This window comes from Ensifer sp. ENS09, assembly GCF_014852425.1.
GTDB lineage: Bacteria > Pseudomonadota > Alphaproteobacteria > Rhizobiales > Rhizobiaceae > Ensifer.
Genome location: NZ_JACVBP010000005.1, coordinates 197134 through 222143, shown reverse-complemented (window position 1 = coordinate 222143; position 25010 = coordinate 197134). Strand labels below are relative to the sequence as shown.

Annotated in this window: 13 protein-coding genes; 9 read left to right on the top strand and 4 right to left on the bottom strand. The window is 63.3% G+C overall.

Annotated features, from left to right (window positions below; translation table 11 throughout):
- Positions 1-16 precede the first annotated feature (16 nt).
- Positions 17-2299, bottom strand: coding sequence for a TonB-dependent receptor (locus IB267_RS25560; RefSeq protein WP_371742636.1), 2283 nt, complete (start codon positions 2297-2299; stop codon positions 17-19).
- 666 nt (positions 2300-2965) lie between these two features.
- Positions 2966-3925, bottom strand: coding sequence for a 3'-5' exonuclease (locus tag IB267_RS25555; RefSeq protein WP_192450279.1), 960 nt, complete (start codon positions 3923-3925; stop codon positions 2966-2968).
- A 587-nt stretch (positions 3926-4512) separates the two neighbouring features.
- On the opposite strand from IB267_RS25555, the gene IB267_RS25550 reads away from it, so the two are divergent.
- Positions 4513-8982 carry a putative Ig domain-containing protein gene (locus IB267_RS25550; RefSeq protein WP_192450277.1) on the top strand — a complete coding sequence of 1490 codons (4470 nt, stop codon included), beginning with the start codon at positions 4513-4515 and terminating at the stop codon, positions 8980-8982.
- A 141-nt stretch (positions 8983-9123) separates the two neighbouring features.
- Here IB267_RS25550 and IB267_RS25545 read toward each other — a convergent pair whose 3' ends face one another.
- Positions 9124-11025: a methyl-accepting chemotaxis protein gene (locus IB267_RS25545; protein WP_192450274.1), complete on the bottom strand. Its 1902-nt coding sequence runs from the start codon at positions 11023-11025 to the stop codon at positions 9124-9126.
- A gap of 289 nt (positions 11026-11314) precedes the next feature.
- Positions 11315-14935 carry a hydantoinase B/oxoprolinase family protein gene (locus tag IB267_RS25540; RefSeq protein ID WP_192450272.1) on the bottom strand — a complete coding sequence of 1207 codons (3621 nt, stop codon included), beginning with the start codon at positions 14933-14935 and terminating at the stop codon, positions 11315-11317.
- Positions 14936-15056: 121 nt separating this feature from the next.
- On the opposite strand from IB267_RS25540, the gene IB267_RS25535 reads away from it, so the two are divergent.
- The 8 genes from IB267_RS25535 to IB267_RS25500 all read left to right on the top strand — a co-directional run bounded on the left by IB267_RS25535 (position 15057) and on the right by IB267_RS25500 (position 24949).
- Positions 15057-15641 (top strand): winged helix DNA-binding protein, encoded by a 585-nt coding sequence (locus IB267_RS25535; RefSeq protein WP_043622645.1) that lies wholly within the window; start codon positions 15057-15059, stop codon positions 15639-15641.
- Between the two features lie 13 nt (positions 15642-15654).
- Positions 15655-17487: a dipeptide ABC transporter ATP-binding protein gene (locus IB267_RS25530; RefSeq protein ID WP_371742635.1), complete on the top strand. Its 1833-nt coding sequence runs from the start codon at positions 15655-15657 to the stop codon at positions 17485-17487.
- 91 nt (positions 17488-17578) lie between these two features.
- Positions 17579-19066, top strand: coding sequence for an ABC transporter substrate-binding protein (locus tag IB267_RS25525; RefSeq protein ID WP_371742649.1), 1488 nt, complete (start codon positions 17579-17581; stop codon positions 19064-19066).
- 61 nt (positions 19067-19127) lie between these two features.
- Positions 19128-20051, top strand: coding sequence for an ABC transporter permease (locus IB267_RS25520; RefSeq protein ID WP_192450263.1), 924 nt, complete (start codon positions 19128-19130; stop codon positions 20049-20051).
- A 4-nt stretch (positions 20052-20055) separates the two neighbouring features.
- Positions 20056-20910, top strand: a complete 855-nt coding sequence (locus tag IB267_RS25515) for an ABC transporter permease (RefSeq protein WP_077963156.1) — start codon at positions 20056-20058, stop codon at positions 20908-20910.
- Entirely contained in the window at positions 20907-22646 is a 1740-nt protein-coding gene (locus IB267_RS25510; protein WP_192450259.1) for a M14 family metallopeptidase, read from the top strand. The genes IB267_RS25515 and IB267_RS25510 overlap by 4 nt, the downstream gene beginning before the upstream one ends.
- A gap of 294 nt (positions 22647-22940) precedes the next feature.
- A complete protein-coding gene (locus tag IB267_RS25505; RefSeq protein WP_192450257.1) occupies positions 22941-23615 on the top strand; it encodes a response regulator transcription factor in 675 nt (224 codons plus the stop codon).
- Positions 23612-24949, top strand: a complete 1338-nt coding sequence (locus tag IB267_RS25500) for a HAMP domain-containing sensor histidine kinase (RefSeq protein ID WP_192450254.1) — start codon at positions 23612-23614, stop codon at positions 24947-24949. The genes IB267_RS25505 and IB267_RS25500 overlap by 4 nt, the downstream gene beginning before the upstream one ends.
- Positions 24950-25010: the final 61 nt, after the last annotated feature.

Sequence of the window (25010 nt, the reverse complement as noted above, 5' to 3'; positions counted from 1 at the left end):
ACTGAATTCCGCTGGCTCAGAATTCGAACGCGGTCGAGACCATGAAGGTGCGCGGGGCGCCGGCGGCAAGGAAGCCACGGGCTGACGAGGCCCAGTAGTTCTCGTCGAACACGTTCTGGACGGTCGCGCGGATTTCCACCGGCTTGCCGTTTTCGCGCTCGAAGGAATAGCGTGCGCCGAGATCGACTCGTGTCCAGTCCGAAACCTTCTGCGTGTTCCGCTGGTCGTAGTAGGTGCTGCCGGTATAGACGAGGCGGCCCGTCAGCGTCAGGTCCTCGACCCAGGGCGTGTCGTATTCGCCGTAGAGGCTGACGGCCACATCCGGAACGCCGGGAACGCGCTTGCCATCGAACCGCTCGCCTGTCCGCGAGTTTTCTGCCTTATCGAGCTTAGCGTCCATGAACGTGACCCCGCCGAGCAGGCGAACACCGTCAACCGGTTCGCCGTAGGCCGAGAGCTCGAGACCACGGTTGACCTGCAGGCCGTCGACGGCGAAAACGCCGCCGGTCGTCAGACCGTTGGGCTGTCTGATCTCGAACAGCGCTGCGCCCAACATCACCTCGCCGAGATCGTACTTGAAGCCGATTTCCTTCTGCTTGTTCACGACGGGAGCGAAGACCTCGTTGTTGTTCGTGGCAGTCGAAGGCGGCGTCGGGGCTTCGGTCAGCGCTTCCACGTAGTTGGCGTAGACCGAAAAACTGTCGGTGACGTTGACAAGTGCGGCCACGGCGGGGCTGAACCGCGAGTCCTCGTAGAAATAGGTCTGCTGACCCAGCGGGATTGGCCCCGGACGCGTATTGAAGCCGCGCACGCGCATTTCCTGATAGCGCCCGCCGACCGTCAGCTGGAACCGGTCGTCGGCAAACGACAGCGTATCGGAGATCGCGACGCTGGTTGCGAGCAGATCCGAGAACTGGTGCAGGTCGTTCGAGCGCGGCAGCCCGCCCGTGTCCACCCAATCGCTCGGCACATAGACCGGCTTGTAGATGTTGGTCATGTAGCTTCTAAAGCCGAGCCTGCCGGGATGGAAATAACCGCGGTTGTTCTCGTTGAGCGCTCGGCTCACAGAAACGCTGAGCTGATGACCGACGGGTCCGGTATCGAACTCCGAGCGAAGACCAACCTCACCCGAGACCCCCTGGATCTCCTGTGGATTGTAGCCGAACTCGGCCAGCGCATCGCCATTGGGATTTTGAATGGTGTAGGACGTGCTCAGGAAGTCCTCACGGTAGCGGCTGATGCCGCCGGCGGCGTAAACAGTGGTGTTCTCGAGCACGTCGAACTCGACGCGGCTAGCGACCATATTGTGTTCGCTGTCATGGTATTCGAACGGGTTGGACGTGTTGATCCGGCCGTCCGGCGCTTCCGGGATCTTGATGCCCGGCGCTGCCGCGTTGAACAGCGAGGCCGGCGCATTGATGTTCTGCTTGGAGTGGTTGATGTCGAGCGAGGCGCGTACCCGTTCGCCGCGATAGTCGAGGCCGAGCGACAGCACGCCGATCTCATTCTCGTTGTGATCAAGCGCCGTGTCGCCACCGCGATAGGATCCGTTGAAACGGACGCCCCATTCGCCCTCGGGTCCGAAACGGCGACCGACATCGAGGTGCGACCACAGTTGCGAGTCCGACATATAGGTCGTCGTCAGCCGCGTCAGCGGCTCGTCCGCGGCGCGCTTGGGCACCAGATTGATGGTGCCGCCGACGCGGCCGACGCCGCCGTTGACCAGGGTGCTCGGGCCCTTCAGGACCTCGACCCGCTCGATGCCCTCAAGCGGGCTGCGGCGCGGATTGGTGATATAGAACAGGCCGTCGTAAGCCGTATCCAGGTTGGTGACTGAGAAGCCGCGGATGAAGAAGGAGTCGCGCTCGCTGAATGCCGGCGCATCCATGCGCACGGACGGATCGTTGAGCGTGACGTCGGCGATAGACCGGGCCTGCTGATCGCGGATCAGCTTGTCTGTGTAGCTGGTGATACTGAACGGCGTTTCCTTGACAGGACGGTTACCGAGCGCGCCGAGCCGTGCGCCGGTCGCCATCTGACCGCCGGCATAGGGAGCCGAAGGCTGGCCGATGGTGCCGGTCTCAGGCGGCTGGCCGCCCGTTTGCCCGACGGCCACGATGGGGGCCAGTTGCGTCGCGCCGCCCGAACTGCGTTCAGCCTGGGCCGGGCTTTCGACCCGGTTGGTCTTGCGCGCCTCCTGCGCCGACGCCGCTACGGCGGACATCGCCAGCAGCGACACACCCACCAGAGCGACTTTGCCTCGCCGACGCGAAACCGAATTGAACCTGCCCCTTGCCATTCTCTTACCCCTGTAACTTCGATTAAGGTGAATTCCGTATCCGCCACTGTGGCCGGCCGAACCCAGCCGCCGCTCAGAACGCGACGCACGCGCCTTGCCCGTTGAACAACGGTGCAGGACGAGCCCAGACATTGCGTTCAGTTGCGGCTATTTCGACCGACAGACGGGTCTCGTGCGCAGCAGCTCGCTTCGGCAAAGCGGGTGCGTGACCGGCCCTTCGGTCACTGCGCGTGCGGTTACGCCGATGCAGGCCCGCAGCCAGACAAAGTGTCGGCGATCGCGGGGCGTCCCATGGTTGGGAACAGTCTCAAAACTGGGCGACATTGCGAACATCGGCATTGAAACATCAACTATAACAACGGCATAAAACTTGAATTTCCAAGTCAAGTCTGTGCACGTATAGTCGGATTCGGCCGGGCGTCCACGCTTTTTGTGCGTGAATTCAGCGGTTAACGGTAAACCGGACATTGCCTGCCAGATGCGGAAAGACGGGTAATCGGGCCTGGCGGGGTCCGTTATCTCACGCCGGACACGGCACAGCCCACTCCAACGCCGGCCGGCCGATCGGAAGCCGGGTCATCCGAAGATCGGGGGGGATGCCCTTATCGAGCGACGCCCATATCCGCCCAAGGGCCGCTCAGTCCGCCGGAGCGGCTCGCTCGCCTGTCAGGCGCGGAAGCGATCGAAAGCGGTCAAGCGCTTGATCGGCGGATCGGCTTCCTTCCAGCGGTAGATCTCCGAGCGGAGGTAGCCGAGTTCGTCTTCAAGTGCGGTTTCGGCGACTTCGACCCACCAGGATTTCGGACGGCCGTCGCTTCCGTCAGACCAGCGGTAGCCGCGAGCTTTCAGGTGATCCTTCATGTCGAAGGGGCTGTTTTCCGCAAAAATGCGGACGCGCGATCGCTGGCTCGCCTCGTAGAGTTCGGCAAAGGGCGTGCTGCCGGAGCCGCCATCCTTGGCAAGGACTTCGAGCAGAGCGAAACAGTCGTCGACCGCCCGGTGGCCGTCGTGGAAGTAACCGGCCTGCCCGATCAGATAGCCGAGCTTGGTGCCTTCGAAGCCGCGGGAAGACCAATCGATCTCGGAGACGGAACAGGCCCATGCCTTTCCTGCAAAAACGGGCGAGAAGGCCTCACAGAAGGGCCGGTCGAAGCCGGCATTGTGGGCGATGACAAGGTCCGCTTTTTCCATCAGCACCCGAACCTCATCGAGGTCGATCGACTTTCCTGCGACCATCTCGTTGGTGATCCCGGTCAGGCGGGTGATTTCCGCGGGGATCGGGTTGGCCGGCTGGCGCAAGCCGCCGAAAACGCCAGTCACATCGCCGAGGTTCCCCTTCTCATCGAAGGTAAAGGCGACCAGCCCGATCTCGATGATCTCATCCTTGCGATGGTTGAGCCCTGTGGTTTCGGTATCGAGAATGACGCCATGCAGTGGAAAGCCGGGGCGAGCGACGGGCACCACAGCGCGCGGCACAAGCCGCTGCAACAGGCGGTAACGACCCGTCGCCTGAAGGTGACGGACCATATCGTCCTCGGTCAGCGATGCCCGCTTGACCGCCGGTCCACCGCCCGCCTTTTTGGAAGTTGCCTCGTCCGAAACAAAGAGGTCGAACTGCTGCGTCATTCGGTTGTCCCGCAAGTTAACGACTCACACGTCTGTGTTCCAGAATAGCGGCTAACAGGCATGCTTCCCAGCAAATGGGGAAGAATGATGGGGACGACCGCTTGCGCAAAGCCCGAGGGCCGGCAGGGCTAATCACAAAAACGGTGCCTGCCCGAGCCGACACGGCGCGCCAGATGGGGAGAATCGCCCCTTGAAAAGCCTTCGGCGGCATCTGCCGCCCTGTCCTCGCAAACGCAGAACAGGAACGGCAGTGCCGCAGCGGACATCGCTGAAAGATGAATATCCCAGGCAAAATCACTAGATCTGCACGTGTGTGGCAAGAAGGTTACAGCCACACATATGTGAACCAGTAATAGATAATACTTATCACTTGCTGAGCTCTGTTGGTGGCAACGGAGCGACGGCAATCGGGGGACAATCCAGACGAAGGAAGCGTGTGACGAAGGCCTTGCCTTCTCGCCACGCACGCTTGCGTTTGGCATTCGTGGTGGGGCACTTTTTCGATGACGTATTCCTGTCGTGACTCTGGACGAGAAATCGTTGCAACACGAAATTCTTCTCCCGTCGCGCTCTCCGTGGCCCGCCCCATGCGCCCGGCAGGTCTGCCCCGTTGGAGTAAGGCGGTCGCCACGTGGTTTGCGACGTTCCTAGTTGCGCTGCTGATGGCCGGCAACGCCTACGCCCTCTCAAATGCTTGCAACGAAATCAACGCCAATTGGTCGAATATTTCGCGCGGCGTACCAAGCGCATGGTTCGACGGCTTCTATGGGTCGTTCGAGCAGGGGGAAGAACTCTCCTATACAGCCACTACCACCAACAGCAGTGCTTTGGAAAAGAGTGGCGGCTATGCCGGAGCCTCGTTTGGGGTTTCGAAAGGCGGCGGCTACGACATAACGGTCGTTGAGCACACGATCGGCACGACCGAGCCGAACGATTTCACGCGATCCGGCACCATCGCGCTTGACCCGGGGCAGACATATTGGATCTACGTCATGGGTGGCGCCGAAGGTGGCGTCGCGACGGCTACGGTTACGTGCCGCTCGACGCTGTTGCCGCCCACCGTCACGTCGATCTCGCCGGCAACCGGTCTGACATTGGACACGACCGCCATCACAATCCGCGGCACCGATTTTACCGGTACGACAGGCGTCACTTTCGGCGGAACCGCAGCCACGTCCGTCGTCGTCGTCAGCGCCACGCAGATAACCGCCGTCGCGCCGGCGCATGCGGCCGGCGCCGTCGATGTCGTCGTCACCAACCCAGCCGGGACGGGGACACTTCCGGGAGGTTTCACCTATAACGCGCCATCGATCGACGCGACGCTCAGCCTCCTCTCTCCGAGCACGGGGACGCTCTCGCCTTCGTTCGCGCCAACAACGACGAACTATTCCATGAATGTTCCAAACAGCGTCTCGTCGCTGTCACTGACCTCAACGACCGCAGACAGCGGAGCGACCGTCTCCATCAACGGCACTCCGGTCGCAAGCGGCTCGCCTTCGCCCGCCATCGGCCTGGCCATGGGAATGAACTCCATCTTCGTGACCGTTACAGCGCAGGATCGATCCACTCAGAAGACCTATTCGCTTGTCGTCACGCGCGGCGCACCGTTGTCCCTCGCCCCGCCAGCCGGCACTTTGGCCCAGGGCACCGTCGGGGCGGCCTACGACCTGGATTTCGTCGCCTCCGGAGGAATGGCGCCCCGGACCTATTCCGTCACGGCAGGCGCACTTCCAACCGGATTGACCCTCTCATCGGCCGGTGCGCTCTCGGGTACACCGACGGCGGCCAATACCTACAACTTTTCGATCACGGCCACGGACGGCCATAACGATACCATCACGGCGGCGTACACCCTTGAAATAGTGGCGCCGACGATTGCGCTTTCGCCTGCGACCTTGCCTGCAGCAACGGTCGCCACCGCCTATAGCCAGACGATCACCGCAACGGGCGGGTCCGGCCCCTACAGCTACACGCTGCAATCTGGCTCACTTCCGGCGGGAATGACCTTGGCGAGCAACGGGACATTGTCCGGCACGCCGACGGCTGGAGGAAGTTTCGCGTTCACGGTCGTGGCCACCGACGCGTTCGGCAGCACCGGCGCCCGGGCCTACACCCTCACCGTCAACGCTCCGACGATCGCCATATCTCCGGCAAGCCTGCCAGGCGGCAATATCGGCGCGGCCTACAGCCAGACCATTCTGGCCAGCGGTGGAACAGCGCCGTATAGCTTTAACGTCAAGGTTGGCGCATTGCCGACGGGGGTGACGCTTGCCACAGACGGCACCTTGTCCGGCACTCCAACGGCGATCGGCACTTCCAACGTCACCATTGAGGTCACTGACAGTTCCACCGGCGCCGGCCCCTATACCAGCACCCGGACTTACACACTGTTGATCGGGGCACCGGCGATCACGCTCTCGCCTGCGACCTTGCCAGCCATATCGATCGGTGCTGCCTACAATCAGGCGATCGTGGCGACCGGCGGAACCGGACCCTACAGCTATACGATGTCTTCAGGCACAGCCCCGCCGGGGATCACTTTGTCGGGCGACGGAACATTGTCCGGGACGGCAACAGGCAGCGGAAGCTTCTCGTTCACCGTCAAGGCGACCGACGCTCTCGGCAGCATCGGCACGCAGGCCTACACGGTCACGGTTGGCGCACCGACGATCACCTTTTCAACGGCAAGCCTTGCCGCCGGTGAAATAGGTGTCGCCTACAATCAGCCGGTGACGGCAACCGGCGGAACAGCACCGTACACCTTTTCCATCGTGTCAGGCACGTTGCCGGCCGGCATCACCCTGGCCGCAGACAGTACCCTTTCCGGCACGCCGACAGCGAGCGGAACCTTCAACGTTACAATTCGCGCCACCGACACCTCCAGCGGAACCGGCGCGCCCTTTTTCGCCGATAAAGCCTATACACTGGTGATTGGCACGCCCACGATCACACTCTCGCCTGCGACACTGCCTTCCGCGTCGACAGGCACCGCCTATAGCCAAACGTTGATCGCTAGCGGCGGCGTCAGCCCTTACGGATTTTCCGTCAACTCAGGCGCGTTGCCCGCAGGCCTCAACCTTGCCGCCGACGGGACGCTCTCCGGCACGCCGGCTGCGAGCGGGAACGCCACGTTCGACATCCAGGCAACCGACGCCCTCGGCAGAACCGGGGCGCAGAGCTACACATTGGCCGTCAACGCCCCGACGATCACGGTAGCGCCTTCGGGCCTCGCCGCAGGAACGGTCGGCACAGCCTACAGCCAAACGATCTCTGCCAGCGGCGGTGCAGCACCCTATTCCTATTCGGTGACCGCAGGCACACTTCCGGCAGGCCTCAGCATCGCGGCCGACGGCGCCTTGTCCGGAACGCCGACTGCTGCCGGCAGCTCCAACTTCACCGTCACTGCCACGGATGCATTTGGCACACGCGGCGCGTCGACATATTCCCTGACAATCAAGGCTGCACCGCTGGCTCTGTCGTTCGTACCGGCCGCCGGGACCTTGCCGGCAGCCATGGCCGGCGAGAACTACAGCGTCGGCATAGTGGCGAACGGAGGTGTTGGCGCACTGCTCTACGACGTCAGCGGCGGCAGCCTGCCCAAGGGAATGATCCTGAACGTCACCACCGGTGCGCTGACAGGGCCGCTCGACGCAGACGCGACAATCGGTGAACACCGGTTCACGATCAGGGCGACGGACACGGCCGGCAACAGCGGTACGGCGTCATATTCCATCACGGTCGAGGCGCGCGAGGTGACAGCGCCCGACAGGACAGTCACCGTTCCCCCCGGCTCTTCGCCGCCGAATGTCTACCTGAATGCTGGCGCGACGGGCGGCCCCTTCACCTCGGCCGCCGTCGCGTTCGTCCAGCCGCCGAACGCGGGAAGGGCTGAGATCATCGAAGGTGAACTTGCCGCTGCGGGCAGCTTCACGCCCGTTGGATACTATCTGAAGTTCACTCCGAACCCTGCCTTCTCAGGTACCGCCGTTGTCGGTTACCGACTGTCGAGCGCCAGTGGCGCGTCGAACGTCGCCAGCGTTTCCTATCGCATCGGTTTTGATCCTCTGCATGTCGCGGATGAAGTCGACCGTCTCGTCCGTGGTTTTGTCGAAACCCGACAGAACCTCATCTCCTCCACGCTGAAGGTGCCCGGTCTGCTCGATCGGCGGAGAAATGCGACGAGCAGCGATCCCGTCACGACCCGCGTTTCGCCGTCAGCCGACGGCATTACGCTTGGTTTTGCCACCAGCATTTCGCAGATCGAGGCGGCCCGCAAGACCGCCGAAGGCGCCGAAACGCAAGCCGATCCCATGCTCACGCCCTTCGACGTCTGGATCGATGGCACGTTCCTGATGCACAAACGCGATCAGAACGACGGTCGGTGGGGCAATTTCGGAATGTTTTCGGCGGGTGCCGACTACCTCATCAACGAAAAGGCCCTGGTCGGTCTATCCTTCCATTTCGACCGTATGAGCGACCCGACGGAAGAGGATGCCGAACTGACTGGCAACGGCTGGCTCGCCGGTCCCTACGCCTCGTTCGAGATCGGCAAGGGCGTGTTCCTCGACACGAGCCTGCTCTATGGCGGCTCTTGGAACGACATCGACACGGCGTTCTTCGACGGCTCGTTCGACACGACCCGCTGGCTGTGGGACACCAAGCTGCAGGGACAATGGCTGATCGATGAGGAAACGATCCTGACGCCAAAACTCAGAGCGGTCTTCTTCAACGAAAAGGTCGATGACTACAGCGTCTCGAACGGCGCCGGCGGGACCGTATCCCTCGACGGTTTTACCGAGCAGCAATGGCGGTTCAGCGCCGGAGCGGAAATCGAGCGCAGCTACGAGCTTGAAAACGGCTTGACGCTAACGCCACGAATGGGCGCCAGTGTCGGCTTTGCTGCACTCGACAACAGTGGCGCTTTCGGCACGCTGTCGGCCGGCGTCGATCTGTCCAACGACATCAACTGGAATCTGGACGCCGCTCTGCTTTTCAACATCGAAGAAGATGGCGAACAGGCCGCTGGCGGCAGAGTGGGGATTAGCGTGCGCTTCTAGTGGCGCCTTCGAAGGAAAGCGGCCTGCGACGACCGCCGGCCGAACACTCACGCGCAGGCTTCCTGGAAAAACGAAAACGATCGGGGCACTTTGCCGCCGCTCCGATCGCAAATTTGTTTGGTACTTGGACTACGTCCGGCTCTAGGCCGCGCGGCTCCAGCTTTCGCGTGCCGTAGCACCTTCCAGCTTGAACTTCGCCAACATCGTGCGCAGCTGACGGCTTTCTTCGGCGAGCGTGCCGCTGGCCGCCGTGGTCTCTTCGACCATCGCCGCGTTCTGCTGGGTCATCTGGTCCATGTGGTTGACCGAAGTGTTGATCTCCTGCAGCGCGGTCGCCTGCTCACGGGCGGCAGTTGCGATCGTGTTGACGTGGCCGCTGACATTGTTGACCAGCGTCTCGATCTCCAGCAGCGCTTCGCCGGTGGAGCGCACCAGCGAAACGCCGGTTTCGACTTCCGATGCCGAGCTGTGGATCAGCGTCTTGATTTCCTTGGCGGCGTTGGCCGAGCGTTGCGCCAACTCGCGCACTTCCTGGGCGACGACGGCAAAACCGCGGCCGGCCTCGCCCGCGCGTGCCGCTTCGACGCCGGCATTGAGCGCCAGCAGGTTCGTCTGGAAGGCGATCTCGTCGATGACCGAGATGATCTGGTTGATGCGGTTCGACGAATCCTCGATGCGCCCCATGGCATCGACCGCGCTGCGCACGATCGCGCCGGAGCGGCCGGCACTTTCCTTGGTGGCGCGTACCATCTCATGCGCCTCGTTCGCACGCTCCGACGCGGTGCGCACGGTCGAGGTGATCTCGTCGAGCGCGGCAGCGGTTTCTTCAAGCGCAGCCGCCTGCTGTTCCGTGCGCTTCGACAGATCATTGGCAGCCGAGCTCAGTTCGGCGGAGTTGTCGTTGATGGTGCTTGCGGCGCTGCGCACGTTCTGCATGGTCGAGCGCAGAGTCACCATCGTCTGATTGACGTTCACCTGCAGCTCGGCAAAGGCGCCGTGGAATTCGCCGCGCATGGTCTGCGTCAGGTCGGCATCGGCAAGGGCTGCAATGACGCGGCGAACTTCGTTGACCGTCTGGTCGACGCTCGACACCAGCTCGTTGACGCTCGAGGCAAAGCGGTTGAGGTCGTCGTTTTCGTAGTCCTTGTTGATGCGGCCGGTGAAATCGCCGGCAACGGCCGAAGCGACGACGACGCTGATATTGGACTGCAGGTCGCTGCTGCGGGCATGGAGGGCCGCTTCCTGCGCCTTCATTGCACGCATGGCGATGCCGTTCTTGCGGAAGACTTCAACGGCACGAGCCATCTCGCCGATCTCGTCCTGGCGGGAAACGTCCGTCGCATCTCCATCGAGTTTGCCGTCGGCAAGTTCGCTCATGGTTGAGGTCAGGTCACGGACAGGCATGACGATACCGCGGCGGGCAACGACGAGGCTGACGCCGACGCCGAAGAGAACGCAAAGCGCCGCAGCGGCGGCAAGGATCGTCATGGCCACGGACGAGGAGTTAAGCGCCTCTTCACGGGCAGCCGCCAGCGCATCGCCGGAATAGGTGCTGTAGGTCTTGACCGTTGCCGTCACTGTTTTTTGCGCTTCGAGCGCCTTGTCGAGTGCGGCCTTGACAGCGCCGGCATCGCCGCCCTTTTCGGCGGCAACGGCGACCATGGCGCGGATCTCGTCGAAGTAGCTGTTCAGCGTCAGGCGAACATCGTTCAACAGCTTGTCTTCGGCATCGTCGGCGACGGCCTCGATCTTGGTCAAGCGACCGAGCATTTCTTCGGCACGCTTCTCGGTTTCCGCGCCAAAGTCGGCGGCGTTTTCAGGCGCTGCGGCGAGCTGATAGGTCATGCGGCTGATGGCGATGATATCGACGCGCAGGTCCATCGCCTCGCGCGCTGCTTCTTCACGCGCGCCGACATCGACGATCGTCGCACCGAGCGAGGAAAGACCACGCGCTCCGGCGAGCGCAATCAGGATGGAGGATATGCCCATGACCACGACCACGAGGCCGACCTTGGTCAAAATCGAAAGGTTCTTGAACGCCACTGACGTGACTCCTGTGATGTCGCGATCGCGCAATTGGGGAGGACATGGTCAGCCATACCGGCGGGAGGAAGACCGGCTGTTAGCGGCACCTTGGGAGGAGGAACGGCGCGCGCACTGACCATAAGTACCTAGTAATTTTGAATTTAAATTCAGGTTAAAAAAGCGATCGCGTCTTTTCGCAGTTACAGCAAAAGAAAGTGCGCATATCCCAGAACGAAAAACGGGCGGACGATCGCTCGCCCGCCCGCAGACCACCGCAGCAGTCTTGGGAGATTTCAGTCTTTTCGGCTTATGACCGGCCGTAGCCGCCGCCGGTCGGCGTCACCACGGTAAAGGCTTCGCCCGCCTCGAGCACCGTGTGGGCACAGCCCGACAGCTCCTCCGTCCGGCCGTCATTGCGGCGAACGATGTTGCGGCCGAGTTCACCCGGGCTGCCGCCCTTGATGCCGAAGGGCGCGACACGGCGATGTCCGGAGAGGATCGCGAAATCGAGCGTTTCGCGCGCCCGGATCGTGCGCTTCGTGCCGTTGCCGGCGTGCCACTGGCCACGACCGCCGGAGCCGAGGCGAATGTGGAAGTCTTCGAGCACCACCGGGAAGCGGGTTTCGAGGATTTCCGGGTCGGTGAGGCGCGAGTTGGTCATGTGCGTGTGAACCGCATCGGCACCGTTATAGCCGGGACCGGCGGGAGCGCCGGAGCAGATCGTCTCGTAATACTGATAGTTGTCGTTACCGAAGGTCAGATTGTTCATCGTCCCTTGCGCGCCCGCCTGGCTCTGGACCGCACCGAACAGGCAGTTGGTGACGGCCTGGCTGACCTCGACATTGCCGGCGACGACGGCGGCCGGATAGCGCGGCGTCAGCATCGTGCCCTCGGGGATGACGATGTGGATCGGACGCAGGCAACCGGCATTCATTGGAATGTCGGCCTCCACCAGCACGCGGAAGACATAGAGAACCGCCGCGCGGGTGACAGGCGCCGGCGCATTGAAGTTGTCGCCGCGCTGCTCGGACGTGCCGGTGAAATCGACCGTCGCCTCGCGCTTGTCGCGGTCGACGGTGATCTTGACGACGATGCTGCAGCCCTGGTCCATCTCGTAGGAGAACTCGCCGTCCGGCAACTGGTCGAGCACGCGACGCACGCTCTCGGCGGCATTGTCCTGGACGTGGCCCATATAGGCCTCGACCACATCCTCGCCGAACTGGGCGATCATCTTCTTCAGTTCGGCGACGCCCTTTTCGTTGGCCGCAACTTGCGCCTTCAGATCGTTGACGTTCTGCAGGATGTTGCGCACCGGATAACGCGCACCGTTCAGAAGCGTTTCGAGCTCCGCTTCGCAGAAGCGGCCGGCATCGATGAGCTTGAAGTTGTCGATATAGACGCCTTCCTCCTCGATATTGGTGGCAAGCGGCGACATCGAGCCCGGCGAAATGCCGCCGATATCGGCATGGTGGCCGCGGCTGGCGACCCAGAAGCGGATCTCTCGTCCGGCATCGTCGAAGACCGGCGTGCAGACGGTGAGGTCAGGCAGGTGCGTACCGCCGTTATAGGGCGCGTTGATCAGGAACACGTCGCCCGGATGGATGACCGAGTTTTCGCGGATCGCGGTCGCGACCGAGGCGTCCATGGAGCCGAGATGCACCGGCATGTGCGGGGCATTGGCGACCAGATTGCCGCGGTTGTCGAAGACGGCGCAGGAGAAATCGAGCCGCTCCTTGATGTTGACCGAATAGGCCGTGTTCTGCAGCGTCACGCCCATCTGCTCGGCGATCGACATGAACAGGTTGTTGAAGATCTCCAGCATGACCGGATCGGCATGGGTGCCGATCGCGCTTTGCTGCTGCAGCACCTTAACGCGGCGAAGCACGATATGGTCCTTGGCGGTCAGTTCCGCCTGCCAGCCGTCTTCGACGACGACGGTCTGGTTCGGTTCGATGATGATCGCCGGGCCGTCGAGCCGCTGGCCGGGGCTCAGTTCGGCGCGCAGGACGACCGGCGCGTCGTGGAGCTGGCCTTGCGAATAGAAGCGGGTGCGGCGTGAAACGTCGGGCATGCCCGTGGTGACGGACGCGCCTTCGCGTTCCATCTGGGCAGCACCGCCGCCGACCGTCTCGACTTCGACGGCGTCGATCACCAACGCCTTATTGTCGGCAACGAAGCCGAAGCGGCGCTTGTGCAGCTCTTCGAACTCGGCGCGCAGGCGGGCGATGTCGTCATGGGCGGGGTAGGTTGCGTCGACCGCAAGCACCGTGTCGGTGCCGGCATAGCGGATATGGGCACGCAGATGGGTGCGGATTTCGTCGCGAGCGATCCCCTGTGCTTCCAGTTCGCCGCGGCATTCGACCTCCAGTTCGGCGCCAAGCGTGCTGAGGGCTGCCGGCGCCTGGTCGTCGAGCGCGACGCCGAGCGCCTTCTGGCGGGTCGAGCGGATATCGGCGAGCCCCATGCCATAGGCCGAAAGCAGGCCGGACATCGGGTGTACGAGAATGCTCTTCATGCCGAGCTGATCGGCAACGAGGCACGCATGCTGGCCGCCCGCGCCGCCGAAGCAGCTGAGCGCATAGCGCGTGACGTCATAGCCGCGCTGCACGGAAATCTTCTTGATCGCCTCGACCATGTTGGCAACGGCAATGCGGATGAAACCGTCGGCCACGTCCTCGGGGCTGCGTCCATCGCCGATCTCGGTTGCCATGGCGGCAAAGCGGCCACGCACGGTCTCGACATCGAGACGCTCGTCCTGGTTCGGGCCGAAGAGCGCCGGGAAGAAGTCCGGCATCAGCTTGCCGAGCATGACATTGGCATCGGTAACCGCGAGCGGGCCGCCGTTGCGGTAGCAGGCGGGGCCAGGGTTGGCGCCGGCGGAGTCCGGGCCGACACGGAAGCGCTCGCCGTCGAAATGCAGGATCGAGCCGCCGCCGGCGGCAACCGTGTGGATCAGCATCATCGGCGCGCGTACGCGCACGCCGGCAACCTCGGTCTCGAACGCGCGCTCATATTCGCCGTCGAAATGGGCGACGTCGGTCGAGGTGCCGCCCATGTCGAAGCCGATGACGCGATCAAAGCCCGCGGCTTCACCGGTCTTGGCGAGGCCGACGACACCGCCGGCGGGGCCGGAGAGAATGGCGTCCTTGCCCTGGAACATCTCCGCTGCCGTCAGGCCGCCGGATGACATCATGAACATGACGCGCGCGCCGGTGCGGGCAATATCGAGTTCGCCGGAGACCTGGGCAACGTAGCGGCGCAGAACCGGGGAGAGATAGGCATCGATGACGGTGGTGTCGCCGCGGCCGACATATTTGATCAGCGGCGAGACTTCATGGCTGACGGAGACCTGTTCGAAGCCGAGCTCACGGGCGATGCGGGCAACGGCCGCCTCATGCTCCGGGTATTTGTAGGCATGCATGAAGACGATGGCGACGGCTTTGTAGCCCTTGCCCTTGAGATCTTCGAGGGCAACGCGCGCCTTTGCCTCGTCGAGCGGCTGCTCGACGATACCGTCGGCCAGCACACGCTCGTCAAGCTCAACGATATCCTGGTAGAGCGCTTCCGGCTTGATGATTTCGGTCGCGAAGATCTTCTTTCGCTCCTGATAGCCGATCTTCAGCGCGTCGCGGAAACCCTTGGTCGTCACCAGCGCCAAGGGTTCGCCCTTGCGCTCGAGCAGCGCATTGGTGGCAACCGTCGTGCCCATGCGCACTTCGCCGATGAGACCGGTCGGGATCGGCGCACCGGTCGCAAGGCCGAGATGCAGGCGAATGCCCTGCACGGCCGCGTCGCGGTAGGCCTCGGGATTTTCCGAAAGCACCTTGCGCGCATGCAGGTTCCCGTGCGGATCGCGGCCGATGACATCGGTGAAGGTGCCGCCGCGGTCGATCCAGAAGTCCCAGCTGCCGGTTTCGCGTGCGCTCATTGTCCATCCCTCTCATTCGCGAGCCGCATCATTGTGCAAGCCCGGAAATTCATCAAAGCAGTTCGTTGACAAAATGTCGATAAAATGATGACATAAAATCGTCAAGATGAGGAAGAGCTGAATGACGAAGAAGTCGGAGGATAGCTTCGAAGGACGGGAATGGGCCGAAAATGCCCTGCCCGAACATCTAAAGCCGGTTGCGGCCATCGGCCCGATCGTTTCCTCCGCGCACCTGGCTGAAGGCGGCTCTCCCGGCCTCTCCGAGGTCGAATACGGGTTGATTCTCGCGTCGCATGCCTTTCACCGCTGGATGATGCGCTGCATGGCGGCCGCCGGCGTTCCCGGTCTCTCCCCCATCGAAATCCTGATCCTGCACACGATCCGCCATCGCGATCGCGGCAAGAAGCTTGCCGACATCTGTCTCGTGCTCGACATCGAAGACACCCATGTCGCGACCTATGCGATCCGCAAGCTCGAAGCCGCAGGCCTGGTGACGACGGGCAAGGAAGGCAAGGAAAAGACCATCCTCATCACCGACAAGGGCTCGGACGCCTGCACGCGCTACGCAAAGATCCGCGAGCGGCTGCTGGTTTCCTCCACCGCCAAGGCGCGTCCTTCCGAAGAGACGCTGTCCGAGATCGCCGCCGTCCTGCGTTTCATGTCGGGCGCCTATGAACAGTCCGCGCGCGCCGCGACCACATTGTAACAAGGAAGACCGCGTGACCGTCGAAAAGCCTGCGCCATTGCTCGCCGTTGAGAAGCTTTCCGTCGCCTTCAACGGCAATCCTGTCGTCGAAGACCTGAGCTTCACGGTGACGCCCGGCCGGACGCTCGCAATCGTCGGCGAATCCGGCTCCGGCAAATCGGTGACGTCGCTGTCGATCATGCGGCTCGCCGACATGATGGGCGGCCAGTTTCCGACCGGCCGCATTCTGTTTCGCGGCAAGGACGGCGAAATCGACCTGACGAGCGCCCCACAGAAGACCATGCGCGCCATCCGCGGCAAGGAGATCGCCATGATCTTCCAGGAGCCGATGACCTCGCTGAACCCGGTCTTCACCATCGGCGACCAGGTCGCCGAAGTGCTTATGCTGCATGAGAAGATGACCAAGGCCGAAGCGCTCGTCGAGACGCGCCGCCTGCTCGACATGGTCCGCCTTCCCGACAGCGCCGAACTGATCGGCCGTTATCCGCATCAGCTCTCGGGCGGCATGCGCCAGCGCGTCATGATCGCCATGGCGCTCGCCTGCCGGCCGAAGCTCCTGATCGCCGACGAGCCGACCACGGCGCTCGACGTGACCATTCAGGCGCAGATCCTGACGATCATCCGCGACCTGCAGAAAGAACTCGGCATGGCGGTGATCTTCATCACCCATGACATGGGTGTCGTCGCCGAAATGGCCGACGACGTCGTCGTCATGTGGAAGGGCCGCAAGGTCGAGGAAGGTTCGGTCGACGAGATCTTCGCAAGCCCCAAGCATCCCTATACCCAGACGCTGCTTTCCGCTGTGCCGAAGCTCGGCAGCATGACTGGCGAGGAATTCCCGAAGCGCCTGCCGCTGACCATGATGGTGGACGGCGAGCCGAAGCGCGTCGGCGAAACCCATATTCAGCGCACCGCCCGCTACGACGCTGCACCGATCCTTTCGGTGCGCGATCTCGTCACCCGCTTCGACGTGCGCAAGAACCTGTTCGGCAAGGCGACGCATCGCGTGCACGCCATCGAGAATGTCAGCTTCGAGATCTTTCCGGGCGAGACGCTGGCGCTCGTCGGCGAGAGCGGTTCCGGCAAGTCGACGATCGGCCGCACGATCCAGCAGCTGCAGAGCGCAACATCGGGTGAAATCCTCTTTGGCGGCCGGCCGGTCTCGGCCATGAGCTATGCCGAGCGGCAGCGGCTGAAGCAGGAAATCCAGTACATCTTCCAGGATCCTTTCGCCTCGCTCGACCCGCGCAAGACCGTGGGCTTCTCGATCGCAGAGCCGATCCGCACCCATGGCCTGATCCTTGGCGAAAAGGAAATCGAAAAGCGCGTGCATGAACTGCTGGAGCGCGTCGGCCTGACGGCCGCGCATGCCAAGCGCTATCCGCATGAATTCTCCGGCGGCCAGCGTCAGCGCGTCTGTATCGCCCGTGCGCTCGCCTCCCGCCCCAAGCTGATCATCGCCGACGAGGCGCTGTCGGCCCTCGACGTCTCCATCCAGGCGCAAATCATCAACCTGTTCATGGAGCTGCAGGAGCAGGAAGGCCTCGCCTATCTGTTCATCAGCCATGACATGGCGGTCGTCGAGCGCATGAGCCACCGTGTAGCCGTGCTCTATCTCGGCCAGGTCATGGAATTCGGCAGCCGCCAGCAGGTATTCGAAACGCCTGGTCATCCCTATACGCGCCGGCTGCTTTCCGCTGTGCCGGTCGCCGAGCCCGGCAAGGGCCGCGAGCGCGCCATGCTTGAAGGCGAGATTCCGAGCCCGATCCGCCGCGTCGGCGACGAACCCGCGGTTCTGCCGCGCAAAGAGATCGCCCCTGGCCATTTTGTGGCCAAGGGTGCGTGAGCCGCTTTCTTTCTTTGAAGAAGGCTGTCGAAACAGGAGTGAGTAAATGATCAACAAAAAGGGGATCCACGCCGCTTTCATCGCCCTTGCGATGGCGGGTAGTTTCATGACCGCAGCCCCGGCCTTTGCCGCGGGCACGCTGACGGTGTCTTCGCCGCAGGATCCGGGAAGCTGGGACCCGGTCGACACCTTCCTCGTCAACTGGGCGTCGGTTGCCACCAACATCTATGACGGCCTGACCTATCGCGGCCCCGACTTGAAGCTCGTGCCCGGTCTTGCGACCGCCTGGGAAGAGCTCGACGGCGGCAAGCGCCTGCGCTTCACGCTGCGCGAAGGCGTCAAGTTCCACAATGGCGAGCCCTTCAACGCCGAAGCGGTGAAGTTCACCTTCGACCGCCTGCTCGGCGAAGAAGGTTCCAAGGGCCCGCAGAAGTCCAACTATGCCGTGATTGAGAAGGTCGAGATCGTCGACGAAAAGACCGTCGATCTCGTTCTCAAGACCCCGGATCCGGTGCTTCTCACCAAGCTCGCCGGCTACGGTGCGATGATCGTTCCGCCGAAGTACATCCAGGAAAAGGGCGAGGACTACTTCAACGCCCATCCTGTTGGTACCGGCCCGTTCAAGTTCGTCTCCTATGAGCCGAAGGTCGGCATCAAGCTCGAAGCCTTCGCCGACCATTGGGGCGGCGCGCCGAAGCTTTCCAACCTCAACTACCGCTTCATCTCGGAGCCGGCGACCGCCGTTGCCGAACTGCAGGCCGGCCGCGTCGATCTCGTCATCCCGCCGACCATTCCGATCGGCATGATCCCGACGATCCAGGACGACAGCAACCTGGAGATCGTCACCAGCGCCGGCCCGACGGTCTATGCGCTGCGCTTCAACACCCGCGACGGCATCACCAAGGATCCGAAGGTCCGCAAGGCGCTGATCCTCGGCGTCGACCGCGACACCATCATCCAGTCGATCCTCGGCGGCCAGGCGGACCCGATCGCCAGCTTCCAGGGCAAGCTCTCCTTCGGCTTCGACCCGGCGATGAAGCCGCTGCCTTACGATCCGGAACAGGCCAAGGCGCTTCTCAAGGAAGCTGGCGTTGCGCCGGGCGCCACGGTCCAGATCGACGTTCGCGGCAACGACGCGACCTTCAACGAGGTCGTGCAGGCGGTCGCCAGCTACCTGCAACTGATCGGCATCAACGCGACGATCAAGCCGTATGAAACCAACGTTCTGTTGAACGACATCATTCCGGCCGGCAAGACCGGCGCGATGTTCCAGCAGTCCTGGGGCGGCTGGACGCTCGACTACGACAACACCGCCTACTCGATGTACCACTCCGGCGAAAAGTGGAACCCCTACGACAAGGACGCGGAACTCGACAAGCTGCTCGAGTCGCAGCGTTCGATCACCGATCAGGCGAAGCGCGAGGAAATCCTCAAGCAGATCGCCAACTACGCCGCCGATCGTTCGCTCGAGATGCCGCTCTACAACCTCAACGCCATCTTCGGCGTGAGCAAGCGCGTCAAGAATTTCGTGCCGGTGCCGGACAGCCGTCTGCGGCTGACGGATGTGACGGTCGAGTAAAAACAGTGCGGTCCGCCGCCGCTTCGGGACGGCGGACCATTTTCCTTAAAGGGCGGGTCACTTGGCCGGATTTCTGATCAAACGTTTTCTGCAGGCGGTTTTCGTCGTGTTCGTCGTGACACTGACCGTCTCCTATGCCATCCGGTTCACCGGTGACCCCGCGCTGATGCTGGCCCAGGGTGCCGGCAGCGTCACCGAGGAAGACCTCGTGCGCATCCGCGAAGGTCTCGGCCTCAACCAGCCGTTCCTTTCGCAGTACTACGACTTCATCACAGGCATGTTCAGGCTCGACTTCGGCCGTTCCTTCATGGGCGGCACCCCTGTCTCGCAGCTGATCGCCTCGGCGCTGCCGGCAACCATGCTGCTTGCCTTTGCCTCGCTGATCGTCTCGATCGCCATTTCCATTCCGCTCGGCATCCGCGCCGCCGTCGCCCGCGGCAAATGGGCCGACCAGACGATCCGCATTCTGTCACTGATCGGGCTCTCCTTCCCGAATTTCTGGCTGGCGATCATGCTGGTGCTGCTGTTCTCGATCGTCCTCAAATGGCTGCCGCCGAGCGGCATGGACGGCTTTGCGAGCTTCATCATGCCGGCGCTGACCATGGGCATCATCCTGACCGCGACCAACGTGCGGCTGGTGCGCACCGCAATGCTCGAAACGCTGCAGTCGCAATACATCATGGTCGCGCGCGCCAAGGGCCTCAGCGAAAGCAAGGTGCTCTACAAGCATGCGCTTCGTAACTGCGCGATCCCGCTGATCACCTATTTCGGCCTGCAGTTCGGCGGTCTGCTCGGCGGCATCGTCGTCGTCGAGCTCGTCTTCAACTGGCCGGGCATGGGCACACTCGCCTTCGATGCGGTCGCCTCGCGCGACTACCCCGTGCTTCAGGCGGTCATAACAGTGCTTTCTCTGATGATCGTGTTCGTCAATCTTCTGGTCGACATCGCCTATGGCCTCGTCGATCCGCGCATCCGGACGGAGTGAGCCGATGACGTCAAAGGCTGCAAACTCCCGCTTTGCCCGTTTCCGCAACCTCGAATTCATCCTCGGTGCGTTGCTTACCGGCGGCATCTGCCTCGCCGTTCTTTTCTCCGGCGTGCTCTTTCCCGGTGGCGTCGACAAGATCGACCTGATGGCGCGGCTGACGCCGCCCTTCGTCAACTGGGCGCATCCGCTCGGAACCGACCCGCTCGGCCGCGACGTGCTTGCCCGTGTCGTCGCCGGCGGCAAGATCTCGCTGCTCGTCGGCCTCACCTCGGTTGCCGGCGCTGTCGTCGTCGGCGTGGTCATGGGGCTCGTCTCGGGCTACTATCGCGGCTTCTGGGACATGATCGTCATGCGCTTTGCCGACGTTCAGCTCGCGCTCCCCTTCATTCTCCTCGCGATCACCTTCATTGCCATCGTCGGCGGCGGGCTCGGCAACACCATCATCCTCTTGATCGTGTCGCAATGGGTACAATATGCCCGCCTCGTGCGCGGCTCGGTGCTGTCGCTGCGCGAGCGGGAATTCATCCAGTCGGCCCGCGCCATCGGCGTGCGCGACTACAAGATCCTGTTCCAGCACCTGCTGCCGAACCTGATCGGCCCGGTCATCGTCCTGATGACGCTCAACGTCGCCAACAACATCCTGCTCGAAAGCAGCCTTACCTTCCTCGGTCTCGGCGTCGATCCGCTGATCCCCAGCTGGGGCGGCATGCTCGCCGACGGTCGTACCTACCTGCAGAACGCCTGGTGGGTCAGCGTCTTCCCGGGCCTTGCGATCCTCTTGACCGTTCTCGGCCTCAATCTTCTCGGCGACTGGCTGCGTGACAGCCTCGACCCAACCGGTAGAACCTCACGATGACCACGATTTTCGAAGGCGCCTTCCAGCGCACGCTCGATACGCTCCTGACCACCTACGGCAAGGAAGCCGCCCGCGGCACCAAGCTCGAAGCCTGGCTGTTCGACGATGCCGCCAGCCGCAAGGCGGCCGAACAGAAGCTCGCGAGCTTCGGCGTCAAGGCGGCGCTCAGGAGCGCCTACAAGCCGCTGCTGCATTTCTTCCTTGAAGAAGTGGATCGCGCGGCCCTCGCGAACGTCATCGTCCGCTATCCCCAGCACGAGGGCGCCCCCCAGAACCGCTTCCTGCTCGAAGCCTATCCGCTCGCAGCCCTCCTCGGCGATGCCGAGATCCACTTTGCGGCCGGTAGCGCCAAGGCTTTCACCTATGATGTCGCGCTGACCTTCCGTGACGGACGGAAGGAGAGCCACACAGTCTTTGCCCCGAACCGTATCCACACCGATTTCATCGGCGAAACGCTGCTTTCGCCGACGGGCTGGATCCGCCTCGACGAGGGCTGCGACAAACATCGCGAGTGCCACCTCGAGACCGATTACGAGCGGCTGTTTGCCGGTACGATGCAGGCGATCGCCGATCACGCCTGGGGCGACAGCGAGCCCTATTTCGAAGAGCTCAACATCCGCGCCACCCTGCCGATCACCGACTTCCGCCTGCCGGTCGGCGAAGAGGTCATCAGCCTTCGCGAGGCGCTGCACGAGGACTTCTATTTCTCGCTGCTCGAAGTCTTCCAGAAGAAATCCGGACGTCCGCTCGGCGACCGCGGCCTGAAGCCCGGCCAGATTGTACCGGAAATCGTCTTCGGCGTCGGCAAGCCAACCGTCGTCGTCAAAGTGCTGCCGCTGCAGGCGACCGATGTCGACGGCGAAACCCTGCCGCTTGATACCGCCGAGGCACCGCTGGCGGTGGCGCAGATCCACGCCGAACTCGCCGCGATCGACGGCGAGCCCTTCGAGGCCAAGTCGCGTGCCGGCCGGCCGGTGAAGGCCCGCTACCACAAGGGAACCGACGCCCCTGTGATGATCAGCGGCGGTCAGCACCCGAACGAGACGACCGGCATCGTCGGCGTGCTACGTGCCGCCCAGACGCTTGGAGCCCGCGCCGGCAGCCACTTCACCATTTCGCCGCTCGAAAACCCCGACGGCTACGCCGTGCACCAGCGGCTGCGGGTGGACAACCCGCTGCACATGCACCACGCCGCCCGCTACACCGCCCTTGGCGACGATCTCGAATACCGCACCGGTGCCGCACTCAACGAGCGCGAGATCCGCAAGGAGGCCGAGCGGCTGACGGGCGCGCAGCTGCACGTCAACCTGCACGGCTATCCCTCGCATGAATGGACGCGACCGCTTTCGGGCTACGTGCCGCGCGGCTTTGCCATGTGGACCCTGCCCAAGGGCTTCTTCCTGATCATGCGCCATCACGCCGAATGGGAAGCGCGCGCCGAACAGCTGATCGCAGACGTCACCGAGCGGCTCGCCGCCGTTCCGGGCCTGATCGCCTATAACGACGCCCAGATCGCACTTTACGAGACCCATGCCGGCGAAACCGGCTTCCGCATCATCAACGGCTTCCCGTGCATGATCTCGGTCGACGACCGCCACACGGCACCGCTGACGCTGATCACCGAATATCCCGACGAGACCATCTACGGCGATGCCTTCATCGCCGGCCACGAGGCGCAGAAGGAAACGGTGCTCGCGGCCTATGACGCATTCCAGCGGATCATGGCTGTCGCCTGACCGCCACCATCGACCGGTCCACGGCCGGTCCGTGCCGCTGCGTGCCCTTGCGCAGCGGCACATTGTTTGACGATCTGCACCTCGCGCAAGGCGACTTTACTGGCACTCCTCCGATCGCCCGCCGCGAATGCGCGGGCATTCTCTCCGTCCCATCCGAATACCGTAAGCCTCCCCGGTGCCGCATTGTCGGGCACCCGCCCTCGCCGCTAAAAAGGCAGGAAAGGCCGCAACGTTGTTGCAATCCTCGTCCACCAGACGTGAACGAGACACGCCTATCGGATTCGGAGATATTCAATGCGCCTGCTCCTTGTCGAGGATGAGCTGGAAATGGCGGCCGCGCTCAGCGCCGCACTCAGCCGCTATGACATAATCCTCGACCACGCACCGTCGATCGACCATGCAATGGCGGCGCTGGCCAACCAGGTTCACGACGGCATCATCCTCGACCGGCAATTGCCCGATGGCGATGGCCTGTCGCTGATCCCGCGGGTGCGCGCGCTGCGATCGGGTATCCCGGTGATCGTGCTGACGGCGCGCAGCGCCATCGACGAACGGGTACGGGGGCTGGACATGGGCGCCGACGACTATCTCGCCAAGCCGTTTGCCGTGGAGGAACTGCTGGCGCGCATCCGCGCCCTGATGCGGCGTTCGCCGGACATTGCGCCGATCACCGCCCGCATCGGCCAACTGATCTTCGATTTCGAAGGCAGACAGGCCCGCGTCGACGGCCGGGTGCTGGACCTGCCGCGGCGGGAGCTCCTGGTACTGGAGGCATTGGCGCGCCGGCAGGGGCGCACGGTGCAGCGCTCGACGCTGGAAGAATCCGTCTATGGCTATGACGACGAAATCCAGTCCAACTCCCTCGACGCGCATGTTTCGCGGCTGCGCCGGAAGCTCTCTGAAACCGGTGCCGGTGTCGAAATTCACAGCATCCGCGGCGTCGGCTACCTTCTGAGACCCTCTCCATGACGAACGTTTCCACCAACTCGCTGAAGAAACGCCTGATCTGGCAGATCCTGACCTTTCAGGTGCTGCTGCTGATGGCGGTCATCGCCGGTTTCATGGCCTTGCTGACGCGCGCCGATCTCGGCGGCAAGTTCCTCGACGCCGATGCCGCATCGATCGCGGCCGGGGCAATCCGGCCGGATCCCGCGGGTGGATTGACGCTTGTGGAGACGCCGCAACTGCTTGCCATGCGGGCCGAGTCCGCCGATTTCTGGTTCGTCGCGCGGAACGAACGCGGCGAGATGATCCGCAGCGGTCCGGTGCCGGACGCCTATCGCAGCATCGGCGAGCACCTCGACCGCATCGCCTTTGGCGATATGCGCGACAGCGTCGAGCCCTATACGCTCTCGTCGATCGTGCGCTCGGTAACCACGGACAGCGGCACCTACACGGTGCTTGCCGGCGGCGGGCGGCTCTGGAGCGCGTCCTTCGCGGTGTTCATCCTGGCCAACCTGCTGCTGCTGCCGATCGTCCTGATCGTGGTGCTGATCCCGGCCTTCGCAATCCCGATCATTGTAAGGCGCGCCTTTGCCGGCCTCGCCGAGGTTGTCGACCAGGCCAAGACGATCGATGTCGACCGCCGCGGCGCTCGGCTGCCCGATCATCGCATTCCAGGCGAAGTGCGGCCGCTCGTCGAAGCCTTCAACGGCGCGCTGCAGCGGCTCGATGAAGGCTACGAGCGCCGCCAGCGCTTCATCCTCGATGCCGCGCACGAGCTTCGGACCCCGGTCGCGATCCTGCACACGCGCCTGGAAAGCATGGAGGCCGGCCCGCTCAGGAACCGCCTGCTGATCGATTCCAATCGCATTGCCGGCCTTGCCGAACAGTTGCTCGACCTCGAACGTATCGATCGCGACGGCACGGATTTCTCCACGCTCGACCTGGTATCGCTCTGCCGTGACGTGACGGCCGACATTGCTCCGCTGGCGCTTTCGGCCGGTTGCGAGCTTTCCTTTGCACCGGGCATCGAGCGCGTCATCGTACGCGGCGATACCGGCGCCATCGAGCGGGCGGTCACCAATCTCGTGCGCAACGCCATCGAACACGCCGGCGGCCTGATCACGATCCGGGTGGAGCGCGGCGGTGTGATCGAGGTTACCGACGAAGGCCCCGGCATCCCGGAACGGGAACGCGCGCGGATCTTCGAGCCCTTCCATCGCCTTCAGCCGCGGGACCATGGCGCCGGCCTCGGCTTGCATCTCGTCAGCGAAATCATCGGCCGCCACAAGGGCCATATCTCCGTTGTCGACGATCCCGCCGGCGGCGCCTGCTTCCGGATCACCTTGCCGACCGGCTAGGTCATGTCTCCGTGGGGCTTATGGTTAACAGACAACTAACAACAAAATCAGCAGCTTAGGA

Coding starts and splice junctions, on each gene's coding strand:
- IB267_RS25560 (WP_371742636.1), bottom strand. CDS start 2,299: ATGGCAAGGGGCAGGTTCAATTCGGTTTCGCGTCGGCGAGGCAAAGTC.
- IB267_RS25555 (WP_192450279.1), bottom strand. CDS start 3,925: ATGACGCAGCAGTTCGACCTCTTTGTTTCGGACGAGGCAACTTCCAAA.
- IB267_RS25550 (WP_192450277.1), top strand. CDS start 4,513: ATGCGCCCGGCAGGTCTGCCCCGTTGGAGTAAGGCGGTCGCCACGTGG.
- IB267_RS25540 (WP_192450272.1), bottom strand. CDS start 14,935: ATGAGCGCACGCGAAACCGGCAGCTGGGACTTCTGGATCGACCGCGGC.
- IB267_RS25535 (WP_043622645.1), top strand. CDS start 15,057: ATGACGAAGAAGTCGGAGGATAGCTTCGAAGGACGGGAATGGGCCGAA.
- IB267_RS25525 (WP_371742649.1), top strand. CDS start 17,579: ATGGCGGGTAGTTTCATGACCGCAGCCCCGGCCTTTGCCGCGGGCACG.
- IB267_RS25515 (WP_077963156.1), top strand. CDS start 20,056: ATGACGTCAAAGGCTGCAAACTCCCGCTTTGCCCGTTTCCGCAACCTC.
- IB267_RS25510 (WP_192450259.1), top strand. CDS start 20,907: ATGACCACGATTTTCGAAGGCGCCTTCCAGCGCACGCTCGATACGCTC.
- IB267_RS25505 (WP_192450257.1), top strand. CDS start 22,941: ATGCGCCTGCTCCTTGTCGAGGATGAGCTGGAAATGGCGGCCGCGCTC.
- IB267_RS25500 (WP_192450254.1), top strand. CDS start 23,612: ATGACGAACGTTTCCACCAACTCGCTGAAGAAACGCCTGATCTGGCAG.